This is a genomic window from Pseudomonas corni, assembly GCF_057128765.1.
In genome coordinates this window covers 436,649-455,859 of sequence record NZ_JBSKHW010000001.1, presented here as the reverse complement: position 1 = coordinate 455,859, position 19,211 = coordinate 436,649, and the positions used below count along the sequence as shown (strand labels likewise).

Genomic DNA, 19,211 nt, shown 5'->3' with positions numbered 1-19,211 from the left:
GTTGGCTCTTACAGGGTCATCAGAGGTTAGCCAGCGCCTGACTGCTGCGCTCAAACCAGGTGGTCAGGTAATCGGCCATCACCTGGGTTCTCCTTGGCAATTGCCCTTCAAACGGATGCACCAGAAACAACGATGACGTGGGCGTCTGGTAATCGCGCAGCAACCAGTGCAAGCGGCCGTCGTTGAGCTCGTCATGAATCATGTACGAAGGCAGCCGCGCCACACCTGCGCCGACCAATGCTGCGCGCTTCAACAGGCCGTAGTGGTTGCTGGCGAACGTGCCCTTCACATGCACCCGCTGCGGCTCATGATTTCGGTGATATACCCAGGATTCCCGGCCGCTGTAATGGCTGTTGAGCAAACAGCGATGAGCGCGCAAATCTTCGGGCGTCTGCGGTTTACCGAACTGCTCCAGATACGAAGGGCTGGCACAGGTCAGCTCCTGTAGCGCCAGCAACGGCTTGGCCACCAGCCGCTCATCCACTCCGACGCTGGAACGAATCCCCAGGTCAAAACCATCGCGGCGCATGTCCCTAAAGTTGTTATTCAGGTCCAGCTCCACCTGAAGCAATGGATAGCTTTCAGCGAACTCGGTCAGCAGCCCCTCAAAAAACGTTTCGCCCAACGACACCGGAACGGTCAAACGCACAGTGCCAGACAAGCTCTCACTCAAATAGGCCATGGCATCGCGTACCCGATCCCGTTGCACCAGGAGTGCTCGCGCCTCAGGCAACAGAATCGCGCCGGCAGATGTCAGCGTCAGGCTGCGGGTGGTGCGGTGGAGCAAGGTCACGCCGTAGCTTTTTTCAAGCTTGCTGATGCGCTTGGACAACTGGCTGGTGCTGGTCTCCAACCACTGCGCGGCGAGGGTAAAACTGTTGGCCTCGACCAGCATCGCGAACGCGGCCAGATCGTCCATTTCGCTCATGATTGTTTCCTTATCCACAAACCGGGTTTGCGCTTTACCCCATATATCCGTGGGCAAAGGCGATTCACACTGTGCGTCATATCCATCCAGGTAAGGACTGCACCGTGAAAATTCTATTGATTGGCGCCAGCGGGACCGTAGGCTCGGCGATTGAAAAAGAGCTGGCGCCGCGTCATGACATCATCCGAATCGGCCGCAGCAGTGGCCAGGAGCACGTCGATATTAGTGACAGCGGCTCGATCCGCAAACTGTTCGAACGGACAGGTCCTTTCGATGCACTGATCTGCGCGGCTGGCAACGTCACGTTCGCGCCACTGGCGGACATGAACGAGGAATCCTTCGCCCTCGGCCTGCGGGACAAGCTGATGGGTCAAGTCAATCTGCTGCTGATCGGTCGTGAATTTGCCAACGACGGCGCCTCCTTCACCTTTACCACCGGCGTGCTCAGCCATGACCCCATCGCGGCGGGCGCGTCGGCGAGCCTTGTAAACGGAGCGATCGATGCGTTTGTGCGCGCCGCTGCGATTGAAATGCCCCGGGGCATGCGCGTCAACTCGGTCAGCCCCAACGTGCTGGTGGAGGCCATGGGCAGCTACGCACCGTACTTTCGCGGCTTCAAACCGGTGCCTGCCGCCGATGTAGCCCTGGCGTATGCAAAAAGTGTCGAAGGGCTACAAACCGGACAGACTTACCACGTCGGGTAATCGCCTCTTGTGATGAGCGAACAGGCTGAGTAACGTGGCGGCACTTGTCTGGAGACCCGCCCCATGTCCGCTGCTCGTTCCGTCGTGATATTCGCCCTGCTGCCCCTGTTTGCCGGATGCCAGATGCTGGCGCCCAAGTCTGATGCCACTAAGGTTTCCACGGCGGGGATGATCCGCATGCAGGGCGAACTGACCGGCCAGAATGGCAAGCTGATGTTCCAGCCGTGCGACGAGCATCGCTTGTACGTGGTGCTGGATAAGGGCAATACCGGCATTCTTCAGGAAGCAGCTTCGGTGGTGGATAAGAACGGCAAGGCCTTCGCCGATGTACGTGGCAACTTTGTCGCTAGTAAGGCGGCGGGCAGTGAAGGTGAACTGAGTCTGTACCAGTTCTACCGCGTCGAGCGCCCCACCGATGCCTGCATGGACCCCAACTTCAAGCGCTTGACCATCCACGCCAGCGGCAATGGCCCCAAGTGGAACCTCAATGCCAGCGGCAAGGGCATGGTGCTTGAGCGCGAAGGCAAGGCGCCGTTTGCCGTGCCTTACATGGAAGAACAACTCCCCGATGGCCGCTTCAACCTGGTCACCGACGCCAACGATCAGCACGTTGAGCTGTGGGTCGCGCCCCAGCGCTGCGTCGATACGGTCAACGGCTCGGTACAGCACTTGACCGCGCAATTACGCGTCAACGGTCAGGTGCAGCAGGGCTGTGCGTATTACGGTGGTGGCCGTAACGATTGATCTTCCACTTCGTCGGCACGCGGTGCCTGATTTTGTAGGAGCGCGCTTGCCCGCGAACGCGGTGCGTCAGCGATAAATCGGACGCAGGTGGGTTACTTTCGCGGGCAAGCGCGCTCCTACACTTCCCGGATCATCCGGTCCGTCACCGTTTGCGCGCCAATCTGGCTTATAATCGCCGGTTCTTGAAGCGCTGCCGGGCAGAACCTGCGGCCCGGAAACTGGACCTTTCAATGTTACGAATCACCGAACTCAAACTCCCCCTGGAACATGCGGAAGAAGCGCTGCGCCCTGCGCTCCTGCAACGCCTTGGGATCGACAGCGATGAACTGATCGACTTCACGCTGTTCAAGCGCAGCTATGACGCGCGCAAGAAATCCTCCGAACTGCAATTCATCTACACCATCGACTTCGAAGTCCGTAACGAAGCCGCACTGCTGGCGCGTTTGTCCAACGATCGACACGTCACCCCGGCCCCGGACGTCAGCTACAAAGTCGTCGGCCACGCACCTGCGGACCTCACCGAACGCCCCATCGTGGTCGGGTTCGGACCGTGCGGCATCTTCGCTGGCCTGTTGCTGGCACAAATGGGCTTCAAGCCGATCATCCTCGAGCGCGGCACCGAAGTGCGCCAGCGCACTAAAGACACCTGGGGGCTGTGGCGCAAGAACGTGCTCAAACCTGAGTCCAACGTGCAGTTCGGCGAAGGCGGCGCCGGCACGTTCTCCGACGGCAAGCTTTACAGCCAGATCAAAGACCCGAAATTCCACGGTCGCAAGGTGCTGCACGAGTTCGTCAAAGCCGGAGCGCCGGACGAGATTCTCTACGTCAGCAAACCGCACATCGGTACTTTCCGCCTGACCGGCGTGGTCGAGAACATGCGCCAGCAAATCGAAGCGCTGGGCGGCGAAGTGCGTTTTCAGCAGCGCGTGACTGACGTGCTGATCGAAGACGGTCAGTTGCACGGCGTCGAACTGGATGGCGGCGAGCGCATCGAATCGCGTCATGTGATCCTCGCCCTCGGCCACAGCGCGCGGGACACCTTCCGCATGCTCCACGGCCGTGGCGTGTACATGGAAGCCAAGCCGTTCTCGGTGGGTTTCCGCATTGAACACCCTCAGGGCCTGATCGATCGCGCGCGGCTGGGTAAATACGCTGGCCACCCGAAGCTGGGCGCCGCTGATTACAAACTGGTGCACCACGCCAAGAACGGCCGTTCGGTCTACAGCTTCTGCATGTGCCCTGGCGGCACAGTGGTTGCGGCGACGTCCGAACCCAATCGCGTCGTCACTAACGGTATGAGCCAGTACTCGCGCAACGAACGCAATGCCAACTCCGGCATCGTGGTCGGCATCACGCCGGACGAGGATTACCCAGGCAGCCCGCTGGCCGGGATCGAGCTTCAGGAACGCCTCGAATCCCACGCTTACGTGCTGGGCGGCGGAACCTACGAAGCGCCTGCGCAGTTGGTGGGTGACTTCATCGCGGGCAAGGTGTCGAGCGAGCTGGGTAGCGTCGAGCCGTCCTACAAACCCGGCGTTAAGCTGGTGGACCTGGCCGACGCCCTGCCCGCCTACGCCATTGAAGCGATCCGCGAGGCGCTGCCTGCGTTCGACAAGCAGATCAAGGGCTTTGCCCAGCATGATGCGGTGCTCACCGGCATCGAAACCCGCACCTCCTCGCCACTGCGTATTACGCGTGGCGACGACATGCAGAGCCTGAACGTCAAGGGGCTGTTCCCGGCTGGCGAAGGCGCAGGTTATGCGGGCGGGATTCTGTCGGCGGGCGTGGACGGGATTCGAATTGCCGAGGCGTTGGCAAAAAGCATGCTGGGCATCGCCATCTAATATTGCTTTTGCGCATACAAAAACGCCCCGACATGCCGGGGCGTTTTTGTGTAACAACTTCTTACTTCAGCACTGAAACACTCAATCAGGCTCAGCGAGTGACGCGGCTGGTGCCGTTGACGCTCATGATGCGAACACGGTCGCCGACCCGGAAAATCTCGTTTTCCTGAACCTGCTGAACGTAGGCGCGCATGGTGCCGTCGTCTTCACGCACGGTGATTTCCACGCCCTGGGTGCGGGTGAGACCTTCTTCGGTCATCGAACCCAGCAGACCGCCAGCAACGGCACCGATCACTGCAGTCACGATGCTGCCACGACCGCCGCCAATGGCGCTGCCGCCTACACCACCCACGATTGCACCGGCGCCAGCACCGATTGGGGTCTTCGTGCCTTCGATCTTCACAGGGCGCAGCGACTCGACGGTACCCAAACGAACGGTCTGAACGGTCCGGGCTTCATCGCGCGAGTAGGAATCGCCGGTCAGACTAGAAGTACAGCCGCCCAGTGTCAGCGCCATGGCTGTGAACGAAGCAACTAACAGAACGGACTTGCGCATAACAATATCTCCAGAGGAACAGGCGGCCATTAAACTCCGCGACGCCAACCGATGTCACGGCCCTGTACCGATAATTTACGTTCATTCAGGCGTGATACAGATACGCCAGCGTCTTCACTTATGGACGATTGCGCACTGATTTGATTCAACGAAAAATCGCCCTGCCTGCCGGATTGTCAGGGCGCCAGACGTTCACGCAACCACGCGCCTTGCACAAGACGGTAATTCAAACGGTCATGAAGACGGCTTGGGCGACCTTGCCAGAACTCGATGCGATCCGGCACCAGCCGATAGCCGCCCCAGTGTTCCGGACACTCAGGCGGGGTATCGCTGAAACGCTGCTCGGTGGCGCTGAGCAAATTTTCCAGCTCCGCGCGGTCAGCGATCACCCGGCTTTGCGGCGACGCCCACGCGCCTAAACGGCTGCCCAGTGGGCGAACCTGATAATAGGCGTCGGATTCTTGTGCGGTGACTTTGCTCACGCGACCTTCGATGCGCACCTGGCGCTCAAGAGTCGGCCAGAAGAACGTCATTGCGCCGAATGGATGAGCAGCCAATTGCTGGCCTTTGGCGCTGTCGTAGTTGGTGAAAAACGTGAAACCTTGAGCGTCCAGGCCTTTGAGCAACAGCACCCGGCTGTGGGGACGGCCATCAGCGTCGACAGTGGCCAACGTCATAGCGTTGGGCTCGATCGGCGCCTGCTCGGTCTTCACCGCTTCATCGAACCACTGATGAAACAGAGCAAATGGCTCAGCGGTTGCCTGCGCTTCGGTCAAACCGTCGCGGGCATAGTTGCGGCGCATGTCAGCCAGGCGCTCAGTCATCACGTACTTCCTTAATCGGCATCCGTTGTCGGGATGCCGATGTTACTTCAGTTCGCGTTGGCTTGAGTATTGGTCGCTTTTTTTGCCGGCGTCTTGGCTGGGGCTGCTTTGGCAGGGGTGGTTTTCTTGGCGACAGCCTTTTTCGCTGGCGCTTTGGCGGCCGTGGCCTTCTTGGCAGGGGCAGCGGCTTTTTTAACCGGTGCGGCCTTTGCTGCCGGGGTAGGTGCAACGACAGGCGCTGCGACCACTGGTTTGTTCTGCACGGCGACCATGACCGGCGCTGGCGTCGGCATGTTGTACTTGGCGAGCAGCGCAACCATGGTCTCTTGCGGGGTCATGATCATCTCTACGCGGCGGTTCAGTTCGCGACCTGGCGCGCTGTCGCTGGCGGCACGCGGTTGCAGATCACCCATGCCTCGCAGGTTCAGACGGTTACGCTGCAGACCACTGAGACGGAAAATCGCGGCGACAGACTGGGCGCGTTCCTGACTGATTTTCAGCGGTGCGTCGCCTGCCAGGTCCGAGTGGCCCAGGACCAGAACCGCGGTTTTTGGATCGCGTTCGAGCATTTTCGCGAGCTTGGTGATTGGCCCAAGGTTAGTGGGCAGCAGCATCGCAGGACGGTCAGGGTTGAAGGTGCTATCCACCGGCGCGGTGATCACCAGAACGTCTTCACGACGCTCAAGTTCAAATTTGCTGCCCTTGATGGCTTCGCGCATAAGGGGCTCGTTCGAATCAAGCCAGGCCTGAGTAACCTTTGGGTCGACCTTTGGTACAGCCGGGGCAGCATCTTTTTTATCGGCCGCCGGGAAAGGCCACCACCACTTGTTGCCGTCATTGGCGCTGGCAACGGCAGGAGCTGCCTTGGCTGTCGGCTGAGTGGCGGCCAGTTCTGGTTTGGTTTCAGTGGCGCCATGATCGGAACCAAACGGCCAGTACCAATGGGTGCCGGTTTCGGCATCAGCCTTCTTCACTTCAGCGACTGCAGGTTTTACTTCAGGCTTGGCGGGTGCGGCGTCGGCAGTTTTGCCAGCACCGAACGACCACCATGGGGCGCTATCGGCAGATTGATTCTGAGGCGTCTGGGCGCAGCCAGTGACGGCAAGACAAACGGCGAGAACGAGGCTTTTATTGGTAGACATGGATGACCCGAAAAATAATTGATCAGAAAATGAACGAAGCAGCGCCCATATAACACGCAAAAACGGTCTGTTGGAAAAAGAAACCGCTCTGCGGTTCCCATATCAGGCATTTACCTGACAGTCGGTTATAAACAAGCACTTAACAGCGATATCTATTGCAAACACTCACCAAGCACGCGCACCAGCTTTTGCGCGCGGGGGTCCATCAGCACGTAAGGCCCGAGAGTATTGGTGACGAAACCGAATGCGACATCACGCTCAGGGTCGGCAAAGCCCACCGACCCACCTGCGCCGGGATGGCCGAAGGCTTTGGCACCCAGGCCGTAGGTCGCGTTGGGCATATTGGGTTGATCGAGCATGCAGCCCAGCCCGAAACGGGTTTGGGTCAATAGTGTCTTGTCCTGCCCGATGCTGTGCTCGCGGGTGAGCTCATTGAGCAAGTCAGCCTCCAGCAGGCTGCCGTCCAGCAATGCACTGTAGAACCCGGCAAGACTGCGGGCATTACCGTGACCGTTGGCGGCAGGCTGTTGCATGCGGCGCCATTCCGGCTTGTTGGTGCTGGTCATGACCGAAGGAGGATTGGTAAACGCGCGGGCAGTCATCGAAGCGGGCTCGCGCATAGTGGTCTGCACAAGTCGCTGCGCCGCTTCGTCGCCACTGTTGCCCTTGCCGCGAGCTATATGAGCGACCCGGTAAAACTCTTCATCGGCCAGACCCACATGAAAATCCAGACCCAGTGGACGGGAAATGCGCGCTGCAATGGACTCGCCCGGCCCACGTCCGTCGGCGCGACGAATCATCTCCCCTACCAACCAGCCGTAGGTGATGGCTGCGTAGCCATGACCTTGGCCAGGCGTCCACCAAGGCTCTTCGGCAGCCAGTGCGCTGGTCATTGCGTGCCAGTCGTAAAGTGCTTCGGCGGGGAGCAGTTGCCTGATCGCGGGCAGCCCGGCTTGATGGCAGAGCAAATGGCGCAAAGTAATGTTGCCCTTGCCCGCTGCGGCAAACTCGGGCCAAAGATCGGCAACCGGCTTGTCCAGGTGCAGCTTGCCTTCGTCCACCAACTGCAAGGCAGCGACGGCAGTGAAAGTCTTGGTGCAGGAGAACAAATTGGCAATGGTGTCGGTGTGCCAAGCCTCCGCGCCGTCTTTGTCAGCGGTGCCAGCCCAGAGATCGACAACGCTCTGGCCGCCGACCTGAATGCAAAGCGCCGCGCCGCGCTCCTGTGGATCGTCGAACAGCGCCGCGAACGCCTCGCGCACTGGCTCGAATTGAAGCTCGAAATGACCCTGAATCTGCACGTGCCTGCTCCCGGTCCACCGCTGGCTGAAATGGCGTGCATTGTTCCAGCGATTAGCACGTTTGGGAACCGACACATTGTGTAGGAGCTGACGAGCCGCCGAAGGCTGCGATAGCGGTGTGTCAGGCATATTGAATCGCAGCCTTCGGCAGCTCGTCAGCTCCTACCCGGGATGCGGTGATCAAGGGGTTTTTACGGGCCCCTTGCCCAACACATCCACCACTTGGTTGTTGGCTTTGCGCACGGCATCGACGAAACCCTGATACGGCACATCGGTGATGCCGACCAGCCCAAGGTGGCCGTTCTCGCCATCGAGTCTGCGTCCGGACACCGGCTGATCCAGATACTGGAACCAATGCACGCCGACAATCGACGGCTCGGCCAGGGCGTTTTTCAGGAAGTTGGCGTAGGCCGGGCCACGATCCTCTTCTTTGGCGACTTCCATCGCACCACCCCAGAAAGGCCCACGGTCACGGGAGCCGAAGTGGAACTCGGTCACCATCACAGGCTTGTCCAGCACGCGCAATTTGGCGAAATCAAAGCCGTCCTGCGGTTTGGGCGTATAGAAGTTGAAACTCAGCACGTCACAGAATTTGGCGCAGGCCTCGACCGCTTCCGGCGTGGTGACCCCGAAACGGCCGCCCAGCAGCAGATGGTTGGGCGCATGCCATTTCAGAGAGTCAGCAATGGTTTTGAAATAGGTCTCGGCGAACACGCGCAGAAAATATTTGAAGTCGTTCTCGATTTCCGGGTGCTCAGGACTTGGCAACGGCGGTTCGAAGCCTGGGTCTTCCATCAACTCCCACGCCGGCAGGTCAATACCCCACGCCTTCGACAGCCCTTCCTGATTGCGATATTTGTCGCGCAATTGCTTGAGGAATGCGCGTTTGGCTGGCACATCAGTGGTCTGTTTAAGCGTGCTGTACGCCAGAGCGTAACGGGCTCTCGGGTCATCGCCCGGCGCGGCCCACGCCAGCTCGTTATCCGCGTAATAGCCGATTAGCCACGGATCATCCCGATGGTCACGCGCGGCGATAGCGACAGCGCGTTCGGTGGCCATGGCAAAACGCGGATCGAACGGATCGGGCATACCGCCCCACCAATCCTGGCCCGTGCTGATGCTGACGTAATCGCCGACGATCGACAGCGGCAAGGTATAGGGCACGCGAGCCTTGAGCCCAAGGCCCGCATCGCTCCAGTTGCCGATGGTATTGAAACCCCAGCCTTGCAGGCGGGTGAGCGTGTGATCGATCCAGCGCTCGGCATCGACCTTGGCCGGTTTGCAATCAGGCTTCTCAGCGGCGGTTTGCGATGCGCTATCGACGGCACAGGTCGGCACGCCATAGGTGCGTTGCAGGTTAGCGCCGTAGAAGTCGAACCAGCGTCCCTGATCGAACTGGCGATTGCGATTGGCCCCGGTGTCGCGGTTATCGTCGCTCTTGCCATAGAACGCTGCCAGCGGTTCATCCGCTTGCGGCAGGCTGGCAAACATCGACTCGCGGCCTTCGATGTAGGTTTGGCTGTCATCGGGTGTGATGGCGTTAACGCCCAGCGAATAAAACGGATGGCCTTCAGGGGTCACCAGATACCAGCGATCATCGTGCTTCTCGGTCCGAAAAAAGCCCTTGGCTTCAAACGTCGGACCCTTGAGCATGCCGCCGTATTTGTCGTGCGCTGGACGCTCGGCCATCCAGGTCTTGAGCTGTTGTTGCTCTTTGTTCGCAGAGGTTTTGAGTTGATCGTCGCTGGTCACCTTTTCCGGCCATTTACCGCGTGCGTATTGGCCGTAACCATCGACCAGATTGCTGTAGACAGCCTTCTGCATCTCATCGCTTTCCTGCACGCCAAAACGTTCTATCAGCACACTTTGCGCGATATCGGGCTGGGACATGGAAACAGTGACCGACGCCACCTGACTCAGGTCAAGCTCACCCTCGCTGCTGGCCAGCAATACGCGCTGCCCATCGAACGTCCAGGGCATCGGCGGACCTGCGCGCATGCCTTGGCTCAAGGCCGACGTGGCGTGCAGTGGCACATACAACGTTTGCGCTGGGCCTGCGGGCAAATCAATGCGGCTGTTGAGAATCTTGCCGTCGTTGCTCTGGATTTGTACGTACAGCGTCAGCGCCCAGTCCATGGCGCTCTGAATGCGCAGGGTCATGGCGCTGTCGGCCGACCAGTCCCAGACCCCGGCCTGTGGTGCCAGACGCAGGCTCGGTTTGGCGACCGGATTGAACGTTACACGGCGCAGCACTTCGCCTTCGGCGGTCTGCTCGGCGTTGGATTGCGGCAGGCTGGCATCTTGTGTTGTGACCTGCACCACATCGGCAGGACGCACGAAATTGAACAGCGTCTGCTGACCGTTGGGCGCGGCAATCGCAGGCCCGGCGCAAAGCAGCGCGAGCAAGGCAGACAGTGAACGGTGAATCATGTGGACGGGTGCTCCTGGTGAGAACTTAAGGCCCGATACGGACATAGTGGGAGCGGACAGGTCCGCTCCCACAGTGATGATGCATTGCGCTTGGCAGATCGACTTGAGACAGGATCCTGCGCGATTAATCCCGAGCGATATCAGGAAATTTCGCGGCGGAACGGAGGAAGCGCATTGAGGATGGCTTTGCCATAGCGTTGCGTGACCACACGACGGTCCAGCAGCGTGATCGTGCCGCGATCCGCTTCGGTGCGCAGCAAACGCCCGCAGGCTTGAATCAGGCGCAATGAAGCATCCGGCACAGCGATTTCCATGAAGGGATTGCCGCCCCGGGCTTCGATCCACTCCGCCAGGGCGGCCTCGACCGGATCATCCGGCACAGCGAACGGGATCTTGGCAATGACCACGTGTTCGCAGTACGCACCGGGCAAATCGACGCCCTCGGCAAAGCTCGCGAGACCGAACAGCACGCTGGCATCGCCACCATCGACCCGGGCCTTGTGCTTGTTCAGGGTTTCCTGCTTGGACAGGTTGCCTTGAATGAACACACGCTTGCGCCAGTCACGCTCCAGGCCGTCGAACACGTCCTGCATCTGTTTGCGCGACGAGAACAACACCAGCGTGCCTTTGGAGCCTTCGACCAGGTCCGGCAGATCGCGAATGATCGCAGCGGTGTGCTCGGCGGCGTTGCGCGGATCGGCCTTGAGGTCCGGCACCCGCAACACACCGGCATCGGCGTGATGAAAGGGGCTGGGCACCACGGCCGTCACGGCGCCTTTGGGCAAACCGGCGCGCATGCGGAAACGGTCGAACTTGCCCAACGCCGTCAGCGTGGCCGATGTCACCAGCGCACCATAAGCCACGTTCCACAGGTTGCGTCGCAGCATTTCCGCCGCCAGGATCGGGCTGGCATTGACCTCGATATCAAATAGCGAACCGCTGTCCGCCAGTGTTAGCCAACGTGCCATGGGCGGGCTGCTTTCAGGGTCTTCGGCGGTGAAAGCGGTCCACAATTCCCAACTGCCGTGCGCACGGGCCAAGAGGCTACCGAACAGCGGATACCATTCTTCAGCCTGATGGCTGGCGATGCCGATGTTGACCTCGCCATCCATGCCTTCCTTGAGCAATTCGGTCAGACGCGTGAACAGATCGTCCAGCCGCGCAAAGCCTTTTTTCAATTCGATGCCCATCTCGCGCATGTGCTCAGGCACCACGCCACCCACGAAACGATGGCGAGGGCGCTCGCGGCCTTCCATGTCTTCGCCGGCCTTGAAATCGGCCAATTGCTCGCAAGCGGTGAACATGAATTGCTGCTGGGTCTTGATCTCCCGCGCCAGCTCCGGCACTTGTTCGATCAGCTTGCCGAGGTCACCGGGTAAAGGATGCTGGGCGAGCAGTTTGGTAAGGTTCTTGGCGGTGGTTTCCAGCCAGTCGGAAGTAGAGCGCAGCCGCGAATAATGGGCAAAGTGGCCGATGGCCTTGTCCGGCAAGTGGTGGCCTTCGTCGAACACATAAAGTGTGTCGCGCGGATCGGGCAATACCGCACCGCCACCCAGGGCGAGGTCTGCCAGGACCATGTCGTGATTCGTCACGATCACGTCGACTTTTCCCATGCCTTCGCGCGCCTTGTAGAAAGCGCATTGTTGAAAATTCGGACAATGACGATTTGTGCACTGGCTGTGATCGGTGGTGAGGCGCGCCCAGTCTTGGTCGGCCAGCTCCTGAGGCCAACTGTCCCGGTCGCCGTCCCATTTGTTGCCCGCCAGCTTTTCGATCATGGTGGTGAAGAGCTTCTGGCTGGCCTCATCGACCTCGATCTTGAAGCCTTCTTCTTCGAAAAGCTGCGCTGTCGCGCTTTGTGCGTCGCCTTCCTGCAACAGCACGTCCAGTTTGGACAGGCACATATAACGACCGCGGCCCTTGGCCAGGGAGAACGTGAAGTTCAGGCCGCTGTTGCGCATCAGGTCAGGGAGGTCTTTGTAGACGATCTGTTCTTGCAAGGCGACGGTGGCAGTGGCGATCACCAGGCGTTTGCCCGCAGCTTTGGCGGTGGGAATCGCAGCGATGGCGTAAGCGACCGTCTTGCCGGTGCCGGTGCCTGCTTCTACGGCAACCACGGCCGGATCGCCCGAACGGCGGCCCTCTTCGTCGGTGTCGATGTCGCCCAGCACCTTGGCGACCTCGGCGATCATCAAACGCTGGCCGTAGCGCGGTTTCAGGCTTTTGGCTTCGAGGAAACGCGAGTACGCGCCCTGAATCTGGGATTTGAGTTCGGTGCTGATCATCAGGCTACGGTCTTCGCTCGGCGCTTTAACAGGTGCTAAACAGGCGTCATGTGGCACATCACGCTAAAAAACTGCTGGATATATCTTCAGTAGTTCCAACGGGCGGCTATCATACCGCGCTTAATCTTTGCGCGCAGAACGGAGTTCCGCATGTCACCGACCGCTCTTGTCTACACCTTGCACTTATTGGCCGCGATCCTGTGGGTTGGCGGTATGTTTTTCGCCTGGATGATCTTGCGACCGGCGGCAGTGGCTGCCCTGGAAGGGCCGATGCGCTTGAAACTGTGGCTACAGGTGTTTTCGCGATTTTTCGTGTGGGTCTGGACGGCGGTCATCATGCTGCCTGTCACGGGGATCGGCATGATTCAGGTGAATTTCTCAGGATTCGAAACCGCGCCGCGTTACGTGCAGGTGATGATCGGGCTGTATGTGGTGATGGTGGCGCTGTTCATCAAGATTCAGTCGGTGCAACTGCCCGAATTGCGACGAGCTGTTGCAGCAGAGCAATGGCCTGATGGCGCGGCGGCGCTGGGCAAGATTCGTCGGCTGGTGGGCGTCAATCTGTTGGTGGGGATTGCTGTGGTGTGTATCGCAGCGGCCCGCCCGATGTTTTGATACCGGCCCAGTAGGAGCGCGCTTGCCCGCGAAAGCGTGGTTCCAGACGAAATCCACGTCACAGAAATACCGCAATCGCGGGCAAGCGCGCTCCTACAAGAGATAAGCGGTTAAAGCTGCTTCAAATACACCGCACCCGCAGGACCTGCCGCGCCGTCCTGGCCTTTCTCGCCGGTCTTGCCCGATTTGGCGCCATCGGCGCGGTAAACGATGCAGCCCTTGGACGTGCCACCTTTACCGCCCTTCCCGCCCGCGCCGCCCTGGCCACCGGCGCCGCCTGCAACATTGACCTTCACGCGGTCCTCTGGAAAGTCTCTTGGCAGTTCCAGCCGGACCAATGCCCCTGCCGCGCCTTCGTGACCGTTGCCACCATTGTCGCCATCGGTGCCGCGACTGGCTGAGCCAAAGGTGCAGCCCGGATCTTCACCGTTGCCTCCGTCCAGGCCTACGAAGCCTGGCACGCCCGAACCGCCCCGCGCGTCAACCGACAACACATCGGCATTGAGCTGCTCGACCCGCAGGGTCAGATTGCGTCCCGGCAAGGGCGCTTTGTTAAAAGTACCCGGCGCGCCACGGGCCGTGATCTGGCTGCCGCTGCCGAGCTCGCCGCGCTTGATCTGGAAACTGAACGGCTGCTGGCTCGGCACGATCGCAATACGCGCTTCGTGACCAAGCACCAACTGGTCAACCTTCACTTCAGTCAAGCCTGCGGGGATCAGCAACGTACCGTAATCGGCCACTTCCAGACGCTCGAGCTGCAGCACACTGGTGTTGGTGGGCAAGCGCATCAGCGAGTGTGTCTCGACCGAAATCGTCTGCGCCATGGCCCAGGAACTGCTCAAAGCCGACACTATCCCGGCGGTCATCAGCAATCCATTACGCATGTTGAACCTCCGCAGAACGACGACCGAAAGATTGCAGATGAAAAATACCGAACACCAGAATCAGCACCCGGTCACGCCACGGTTGCGCACGCCCGCGCAAGCTACCGTTGAACAAAAACAATTCCAGCACATGGGTCAGCAACAGCAGACTGCCCGCCAGCCTGACCAGCACATCGAAGGGGTTTGGCAGCATTACGGCCTGATTGACCAGCACCACCACCCAAAACCCCAACGTCAAAATCTTCCCTAACCCCCAAAACACCCTCATGACACGCCTCTGCTGTTTTCTTTCTTTTAAATCCGGTGTGCTTTTAAACCCGTCGCACAACGCGCAAACGAGCATTTCCTGGCGCACAGTACGGCGACGGCCATGACTATGCCAGAAGCCCATGAAAATAGTTGATGCCACTGGCGTGGTGAACAAAACACACGCAAGAAAAACCCGACGCTGGGTCGGGTTTTTCTGAGCTACCGCGTTGAGAGTTCAGCGATCAACGATTGATCTTGATCTCTACGCGACGGTTGAGCGCACGCCCTTCAGCTGTTTTGTTGTCAGCAACCGGACGCGCTTCGCCATCACCTTCCACTGACACGAAAGCGCTGCGCGAAACACCTGCGCCGACCAGATAGTCAGTCACAGAATTTGCACGTTTTTCGGAGAGCTTCTGGTTGTAGCTGTCACTGCCCACGCTGTCTGTGTGGCCGCTGACATGCAGTTGCACGTTCGCAGCTTCAGTTTTCAGGCGAGTAGCGACGGTATCAAGTTGCGCTTTATCGGCAGATGTCAGGACAGCTTTGTTGAACTCGAAATGCACATCACGAATGGTGATGATTTCTTCTTTAGGCTGAACCACTGGCTCTACGACAGGGGCAGGAGCGGCCGGTACGATCGGGCAACCGGTCGCATCGACTGGGGTGCCTTTAGGCGTATCAGGACACTTGTCGACGCTGTTCAACACGCCATCACCATCATCGTCGCCATCGCCGTGAACCCAGCAATAAGCGCCGGCCATCACACCGGTCGCAGCACCGAGGCCCGCTGCCACCGATGCTGTCTGGAACGCGCCGATTGCAGCACCACTTAAGGCACCGCCTGCCGCGCACAGTGGCCAGTCGGTCTTTTGCAGGCCCGCACAACCCGTCAATACACTGGTAACCAAAATCAGAGGTAACGCTGTCCGAATCATGCTCATACAGTTCTTCTCCTTTGGTATCGGCTAAAACCGACTGGGATGGAGTAAAGACGGCCCTATACCAGTTTTCCACTCTGCTGCGATCATGCAGGGCAATAGGCTGTCGATTTCCGCGATCAGTGCTCAAAGACCTGGGTCAGTTGCACTCAATCATCGATCTACGCTTCCTGCACACGATTACGAGAGGCTGAAACCTGGAAGGATCTTCTTTTGGGGTAGCCAAATGCCTTCACTCCGTACATTTGGTCATGCCCATGCAGGAAAAAGTTCAAGCGCTAGGCCATATCGGCTCGGCAGGCTAGTCTTGCAAGCTTGATCAGGGGATTTAGATGACCGACAGTTTTTCTACTCGCACACCGCAACAAGCCCTCGCGGCGTTGCTGGATCTGCAAGCGCCCAAGCGGCTCCTACTGATTGGCGCGCAGACGTTTCCGGCGCTGCTCGCGTTTCAAGAGGCCCATCCCGACACTCATGTGGCTTTCGCGGCACCTGGGCGTTTGCCTCCTGAAATCGCGGCCCAGCGTTTTGATCTGGCGTTGGTGGTTGATTGTCTTGAGCACATTCCCAAGCGTGAAGGCCTTGAATTGCTGGGCGGCATTCGCAATCTCAACGCCAGCCGCATCGCGGTGCTGGCCGATCTTAAAGCGGCACAATGGCAGACCACCGACTTTTATTCCCTGGCGCTGCAACTGAGCGAACGTTTCGCACGGGACGATCAAGTGCTGACCTTGTTCACTTACGATCTGCGTGAATACAAACAGGTCCCGGACTGGCTGAACGCCAAGTTTTGGGCTAACCCGGAAAACTTCGGCAAATACTGGTGGTGAGAGAGCCCTCATGAGCAGTTCAGTTTGTCCTTGCGGCAGCGGCAATCTGTTGAGCGCCTGCTGCGGCCATTATCACGCAGGCCAGCCAGCGCCGTGCGCCGAAGCCTTGATGCGTTCGCGCTACAGCGCTTATGTATTGGGCCTGATCGATTACCTGGTGCAGACCACGCTGCCTGCGCAGGCGACGGGACTTGATCGTGAAGCGATCAGTCAATGGAGCGCGCAGAGCACCTGGCTTGGGCTGGAAGTTGAAAGCGCGCAAGTTTTGGGGGGCAAGCCTGAACACGCGTTCGTGACCTTTACCGCCCGCTGGCACGATCAGGGCGGTGAGCACAGTCATCGGGAGCGCTCGGCGTTTGTGCAACATCATGACCGCTGGTATTTCATCGACCCGACCGTGCCGTTCAAGGCCGGACGCAATGACGCTTGCCCCTGCGGCAGTCAGCAGAAATTCAAAAAATGCTGTGCTGCTTACGTGAACTAAGCAGTTTGTGCACGTAATCCCCCGCCGCAGAGACCACACCAGCCTGTGGGAGGGAGCTTGCTCGCGATTCGATAATAGGCACCCAGGTGATGCAGCGGATGTAATGGCCTCATCGCGAGCAAGCTCCCTCCCACAGTTACCGCGTCATCGTGGATGAGGGCAGGCAATGAGTTCGCTCAGGATTTGGCCAGGCTCAGGTGGGACGTATCGGGAGCAGGTCCCGCAGCCGGGCGTTTGAGCGATTCAATGTCGCTGCCGGCGGGAGCCAGACTCAGACCGGACAAATCAAGTCGTGGCGCCGCCGGTCTGGCTTTTGGGTCTTGAACGTCGCTGCCCAAATCGGCGATTGAGAAGTCAGGCGCCTCGACATCAACAAACGCGGCCATGTAAACATCACGCGGTTCTATCTGTTGATTGCCGGCTGCTTTAGTCATGGGAGCGGCTTTGGGCAGCGACGGTTTGCGCGTCCAGGTCGGCTCGTCCGGCGGCGGTGCGAGTTCGACCTCTTCGACTTCCACTTCATCCGCAGGCTCCGGTTCAGCCTCAACGGGCATGGCGACCACTTCGACGAAAGCACCGGCACGCTCAAGGGTGGAGCGGTACTTCTCGGCACCGGCTTCGTCCAGGTTATTTTTGAGCACCAGACGGCGACCGGAGAACAGCAGTGCGATGCGTTGTGCGTCCGCCTGAAACAATTTTGCGAGGTTGCCCTGGACCCGCTCAGCTTGAGCGCCGGGAACCAGTTGGCCGGAAAATACAATTTCGTATAGCTTCACGGGTCAATACTCCTTCGACACATAGCGTGAGTATGGCGCAGGCTCTATGAGACAGCGAGTTGCCGGGTTGCCCTCAATCGGTCCATTGCTAGACTCAAGCCCGACAGGGAGTAAATGAATGTTTTTTCAGGCACGTGTTTTTCAAGTGGTCGGCCTTATGCTGCTGCTGGGGTTGTCCGGGTGTTCGACCTGGATCACCGGCGGCTACGAAGACCCTGACGTCCGGCTGATGAAGGTCGAGGTGGTCAAGGCCAAACTGCTGCGCCAGGACTTCAAGTTGCGCTTTCGCGTTGATAACCCCAACGACTCAAGCATGCTGGTGCGAGGTCTACGTTACAAAATCCTGCTCAACGATATTCTGCTCAGTGAAGGAGAGTACAGCGACTGGTTCGTCGTCAAGGCCAACAGCCACAGAAACTTCTCCGTACCCGTGCGCACCAACCTCTGGGAGCACCTCAAAGATATTTCGAAAATGCTGGGCAAACCGAACCAGCCTATTCATTACCGATTGGAAGGCAAGCTCAAGACCGGACTTTTATTCGGACATAGCGTGCGTCTTGGGCGCAACGGCGAGATAATCCCCGGCGATTTAATTCCGGAGTAACCCCGATGAACCAGCAAGCCCACGTCCATGGCCCTGATTGCGATCACGATCACGATCACGCCCACGACCACCAACACGATCACGGCCATGTCCACGGCCCGCACTGCAACCATGAGCCGCAAGAGCCTGTGCGCAATGCATTGAAGGACGTAGGCCGCAACGATCCCTGCCCTTGCGGCAGCGAGAAGAAGTTCAAGAAATGCCACGGCGCCTGATCGCCGCCCGCATTGCCAACGGCCTGTGAATCAGGCCGTTTTTATTTGTGTCAGCGCGCGGCAAAAGAGTAAAACAAGCGTCAGCCTGAAACGGCAGTTGTCTTGACTCATTTGGAGCTATCGATGATCGACCTGCATTACTGGACTACCCCTAACGGCCACAAGGTTTCTATCTTTCTGGAGGAAGCAGGCCTGCCGTACAAGATTTTTCCGGTCAACATTGGCAAGGACGAGCAGTTCGAGCCGGACTTCCTGAAGATCGCCCCCAACAATCGCATCCCGGCCATCGTCGACCATACGCCAGCCGATGGCGGCGTGCCGTTGAGCCTGTTTGAGTCCGGCGCGATTCTGTTGTACTTGGCCGAGAAGACCGGCCAGTTCATCGCCAAAGACCTGCGCGGCCGCGAAGAAGTGCTGCAATGGCTGTTCTGGCAGATGGGCGGCCTGGGGCCGATGGCCGGGCAGAATCATCATTTCAACCGGTTCGCCAAAGAAAAAATCCCTTACGCGATCACTCGCTACGTCAATGAAACGGCCCGTTTGTATGGCGTGCTGAATAAGCGTCTGGCGGATCGGGCGTATGTGGCGGGAGACGACTACAGCATCGCTGACATGGCGATTTATCCGTGGATCGTGCCGCACACCTTTCAGGAGCAAAACCTGGATGATTTCCCGCACCTCAAGCGCTGGTTTGAAAGTGTTGCCAGCCGTGAAGCGGTGAAGCGGGCGTATGCGCTGGTGGACAAGGTCAATCCGCCGAAGCCCTGAGCAACGCTGATCCCTTGTAGGAGCGCGCTTGCCCGCGATGGGGTGTGTCAGTTGACGCATTCATTGCACAAAGATCGCATTCGCGGG

At 59.1% G+C, this 19,211-nt stretch carries 20 protein-coding genes; 9 read left to right on the top strand and 11 right to left on the bottom strand.

Annotation, left to right across the window (positions count from 1 at the left end; genetic code table 11):
* Positions 1–19: 19 nt before the first annotated feature.
* Entirely contained in the window at positions 20–928 is a 909-nt protein-coding gene (locus tag ACWKV9_RS02010) for a LysR family transcriptional regulator (protein WP_483834408.1), read from the bottom strand.
* Between the two features lie 104 nt (positions 929–1,032).
* Here ACWKV9_RS02010 and ACWKV9_RS02005 point away from each other — a divergent pair, with 104 nt between their 5' ends.
* From ACWKV9_RS02005 to ACWKV9_RS01995, 3 genes are all read left to right on the top strand, one after another.
* The gene (locus ACWKV9_RS02005; protein ID WP_483834407.1) at positions 1,033–1,632 is read left to right on the top strand and encodes a short chain dehydrogenase; all 600 of its coding nucleotides are present in this window, start codon (positions 1,033–1,035) and stop codon (positions 1,630–1,632) included.
* Positions 1,633–1,695: 63 nt separating this feature from the next.
* Positions 1,696–2,376, top strand: coding sequence for a COG3650 family protein (locus ACWKV9_RS02000; RefSeq protein WP_483834406.1), 681 nt, complete (start codon positions 1,696–1,698; stop codon positions 2,374–2,376).
* Positions 2,377–2,606: 230 nt separating this feature from the next.
* On the top strand, positions 2,607–4,220 hold the full coding sequence (locus ACWKV9_RS01995) for an NAD(P)/FAD-dependent oxidoreductase (RefSeq protein ID WP_483834405.1): 1,614 nt from the start codon (positions 2,607–2,609) through the stop codon (positions 4,218–4,220).
* A gap of 91 nt (positions 4,221–4,311) precedes the next feature.
* Here the strand turns inward: ACWKV9_RS01995 and ACWKV9_RS01990 are convergent, their stop codons facing one another.
* The 6 genes from ACWKV9_RS01990 to dinG all read right to left on the bottom strand — a co-directional run bounded on the left by ACWKV9_RS01990 (position 4,312) and on the right by dinG (position 12,758).
* Positions 4,312–4,776 (bottom strand): outer membrane lipoprotein, encoded by a 465-nt coding sequence (locus tag ACWKV9_RS01990; protein WP_349795720.1) that lies wholly within the window; start codon positions 4,774–4,776, stop codon positions 4,312–4,314.
* A gap of 176 nt (positions 4,777–4,952) precedes the next feature.
* Positions 4,953–5,600, bottom strand: a complete 648-nt coding sequence (pdxH, locus tag ACWKV9_RS01985) for a pyridoxamine 5'-phosphate oxidase (protein ID WP_483834404.1) — start codon at positions 5,598–5,600, stop codon at positions 4,953–4,955.
* A 47-nt stretch (positions 5,601–5,647) separates the two neighbouring features.
* Positions 5,648–6,742, bottom strand: coding sequence for an OmpA family protein (locus ACWKV9_RS01980; RefSeq protein ID WP_483834403.1), 1,095 nt, complete (start codon positions 6,740–6,742; stop codon positions 5,648–5,650).
* 152 nt (positions 6,743–6,894) lie between these two features.
* Positions 6,895–8,043, bottom strand: a complete 1,149-nt coding sequence (locus ACWKV9_RS01975; protein ID WP_483834402.1) for a serine hydrolase domain-containing protein — start codon at positions 8,041–8,043, stop codon at positions 6,895–6,897.
* 180 nt (positions 8,044–8,223) lie between these two features.
* Positions 8,224–10,473: a beta-agarase gene (locus tag ACWKV9_RS01970; protein WP_483834401.1), complete on the bottom strand. Its 2,250-nt coding sequence runs from the start codon at positions 10,471–10,473 to the stop codon at positions 8,224–8,226.
* 140 nt (positions 10,474–10,613) lie between these two features.
* Positions 10,614–12,758: an ATP-dependent DNA helicase DinG gene (gene dinG, locus ACWKV9_RS01965; RefSeq protein WP_483834400.1), complete on the bottom strand. Its 2,145-nt coding sequence runs from the start codon at positions 12,756–12,758 to the stop codon at positions 10,614–10,616.
* A 150-nt stretch (positions 12,759–12,908) separates the two neighbouring features.
* Here dinG and ACWKV9_RS01960 point away from each other — a divergent pair, with 150 nt between their 5' ends.
* Positions 12,909–13,373 (top strand): CopD family protein, encoded by a 465-nt coding sequence (locus ACWKV9_RS01960; RefSeq protein ID WP_483834399.1) that lies wholly within the window; start codon positions 12,909–12,911, stop codon positions 13,371–13,373.
* 110 nt (positions 13,374–13,483) lie between these two features.
* Here ACWKV9_RS01960 and ACWKV9_RS01955 read toward each other — a convergent pair whose 3' ends face one another.
* The 3 genes from ACWKV9_RS01955 to ACWKV9_RS01945 all read right to left on the bottom strand — a co-directional run bounded on the left by ACWKV9_RS01955 (position 13,484) and on the right by ACWKV9_RS01945 (position 15,450).
* On the bottom strand, positions 13,484–14,257 hold the full coding sequence (locus tag ACWKV9_RS01955; RefSeq protein WP_483834398.1) for a collagen-like protein: 774 nt from the start codon (positions 14,255–14,257) through the stop codon (positions 13,484–13,486).
* Positions 14,250–14,525, bottom strand: coding sequence for a DUF1145 domain-containing protein (locus ACWKV9_RS01950; RefSeq protein WP_483834397.1), 276 nt, complete (start codon positions 14,523–14,525; stop codon positions 14,250–14,252). Before ACWKV9_RS01950 ends, ACWKV9_RS01955 begins: the two co-directional genes overlap by 8 nt.
* A 223-nt stretch (positions 14,526–14,748) precedes the next feature.
* On the bottom strand, positions 14,749–15,450 hold the full coding sequence (locus tag ACWKV9_RS01945) for a PA1041 family peptidoglycan-binding anchor lipoprotein (RefSeq protein WP_483834396.1): 702 nt from the start codon (positions 15,448–15,450) through the stop codon (positions 14,749–14,751).
* A gap of 329 nt (positions 15,451–15,779) precedes the next feature.
* On the opposite strand from ACWKV9_RS01945, the gene ACWKV9_RS01940 reads away from it, so the two are divergent.
* Both ACWKV9_RS01940 and ACWKV9_RS01935 read left to right on the top strand, forming a co-directional pair.
* Positions 15,780–16,277 carry a DUF6231 family protein gene (locus ACWKV9_RS01940; protein ID WP_483834395.1) on the top strand — a complete coding sequence of 166 codons (498 nt, stop codon included), beginning with the start codon at positions 15,780–15,782 and terminating at the stop codon, positions 16,275–16,277.
* Positions 16,278–16,287: 10 nt separating this feature from the next.
* The gene (locus ACWKV9_RS01935) at positions 16,288–16,761 is read left to right on the top strand and encodes a YchJ family protein (protein WP_483834394.1); all 474 of its coding nucleotides are present in this window, start codon (positions 16,288–16,290) and stop codon (positions 16,759–16,761) included.
* 176 nt (positions 16,762–16,937) lie between these two features.
* On the opposite strand, the gene ACWKV9_RS01930 is transcribed toward ACWKV9_RS01935, so the two are convergent.
* The gene (locus tag ACWKV9_RS01930) at positions 16,938–17,537 is read right to left on the bottom strand and encodes a hypothetical protein (protein WP_483834393.1); all 600 of its coding nucleotides are present in this window, start codon (positions 17,535–17,537) and stop codon (positions 16,938–16,940) included.
* A gap of 118 nt (positions 17,538–17,655) precedes the next feature.
* Between ACWKV9_RS01930 and ACWKV9_RS01925 the strand changes: the two genes are divergently transcribed.
* From ACWKV9_RS01925 to ACWKV9_RS01915, 3 genes are all read left to right on the top strand, one after another.
* Entirely contained in the window at positions 17,656–18,141 is a 486-nt protein-coding gene (locus ACWKV9_RS01925; protein ID WP_483834392.1) for an LEA/WHy family protein, read from the top strand.
* Between the two features lie 5 nt (positions 18,142–18,146).
* A complete protein-coding gene (locus ACWKV9_RS01920) occupies positions 18,147–18,356 on the top strand; it encodes an SEC-C metal-binding domain-containing protein (RefSeq protein WP_483834391.1) in 210 nt (69 codons plus the stop codon).
* 123 nt (positions 18,357–18,479) lie between these two features.
* Positions 18,480–19,124 (top strand): glutathione binding-like protein, encoded by a 645-nt coding sequence (locus ACWKV9_RS01915; RefSeq protein ID WP_483834390.1) that lies wholly within the window; start codon positions 18,480–18,482, stop codon positions 19,122–19,124.
* Positions 19,125–19,211: the final 87 nt, after the last annotated feature.

Bases quoted from the DNA above. Each gene is read 5' to 3' on its own strand.
- ACWKV9_RS01995 (WP_483834405.1), top strand. From the start codon at position 2,607: ATGTTACGAATCACCGAACTCAAACTCCCCCTGGAACATGCGGAAGAA.
- ACWKV9_RS01950 (WP_483834397.1), bottom strand. From the start codon at position 14,525: ATGAGGGTGTTTTGGGGGTTAGGGAAGATTTTGACGTTGGGGTTTTGG.
- ACWKV9_RS01990 (WP_349795720.1), bottom strand. From the start codon at position 4,776: ATGCGCAAGTCCGTTCTGTTAGTTGCTTCGTTCACAGCCATGGCGCTG.
- ACWKV9_RS01970 (WP_483834401.1), bottom strand. From the start codon at position 10,473: ATGATTCACCGTTCACTGTCTGCCTTGCTCGCGCTGCTTTGCGCCGGG.
- ACWKV9_RS01915 (WP_483834390.1), top strand. From the start codon at position 18,480: ATGATCGACCTGCATTACTGGACTACCCCTAACGGCCACAAGGTTTCT.
- ACWKV9_RS01925 (WP_483834392.1), top strand. From the start codon at position 17,656: ATGTTTTTTCAGGCACGTGTTTTTCAAGTGGTCGGCCTTATGCTGCTG.
- ACWKV9_RS01955 (WP_483834398.1), bottom strand. From the start codon at position 14,257: ATGCGTAATGGATTGCTGATGACCGCCGGGATAGTGTCGGCTTTGAGC.
- ACWKV9_RS02000 (WP_483834406.1), top strand. From the start codon at position 1,696: ATGTCCGCTGCTCGTTCCGTCGTGATATTCGCCCTGCTGCCCCTGTTT.
- ACWKV9_RS01945 (WP_483834396.1), bottom strand. From the start codon at position 15,450: ATGAGCATGATTCGGACAGCGTTACCTCTGATTTTGGTTACCAGTGTA.
- ACWKV9_RS01920 (WP_483834391.1), top strand. From the start codon at position 18,147: ATGAACCAGCAAGCCCACGTCCATGGCCCTGATTGCGATCACGATCAC.
- ACWKV9_RS01980 (WP_483834403.1), bottom strand. From the start codon at position 6,742: ATGTCTACCAATAAAAGCCTCGTTCTCGCCGTTTGTCTTGCCGTCACT.
- ACWKV9_RS02010 (WP_483834408.1), bottom strand. From the start codon at position 928: ATGAGCGAAATGGACGATCTGGCCGCGTTCGCGATGCTGGTCGAGGCC.
- dinG (WP_483834400.1), bottom strand. From the start codon at position 12,758: ATGATCAGCACCGAACTCAAATCCCAGATTCAGGGCGCGTACTCGCGT.
- ACWKV9_RS01935 (WP_483834394.1), top strand. From the start codon at position 16,288: ATGAGCAGTTCAGTTTGTCCTTGCGGCAGCGGCAATCTGTTGAGCGCC.
- pdxH (WP_483834404.1), bottom strand. From the start codon at position 5,600: ATGACTGAGCGCCTGGCTGACATGCGCCGCAACTATGCCCGCGACGGT.
- ACWKV9_RS01940 (WP_483834395.1), top strand. From the start codon at position 15,780: ATGACCGACAGTTTTTCTACTCGCACACCGCAACAAGCCCTCGCGGCG.
- ACWKV9_RS01960 (WP_483834399.1), top strand. From the start codon at position 12,909: ATGTCACCGACCGCTCTTGTCTACACCTTGCACTTATTGGCCGCGATC.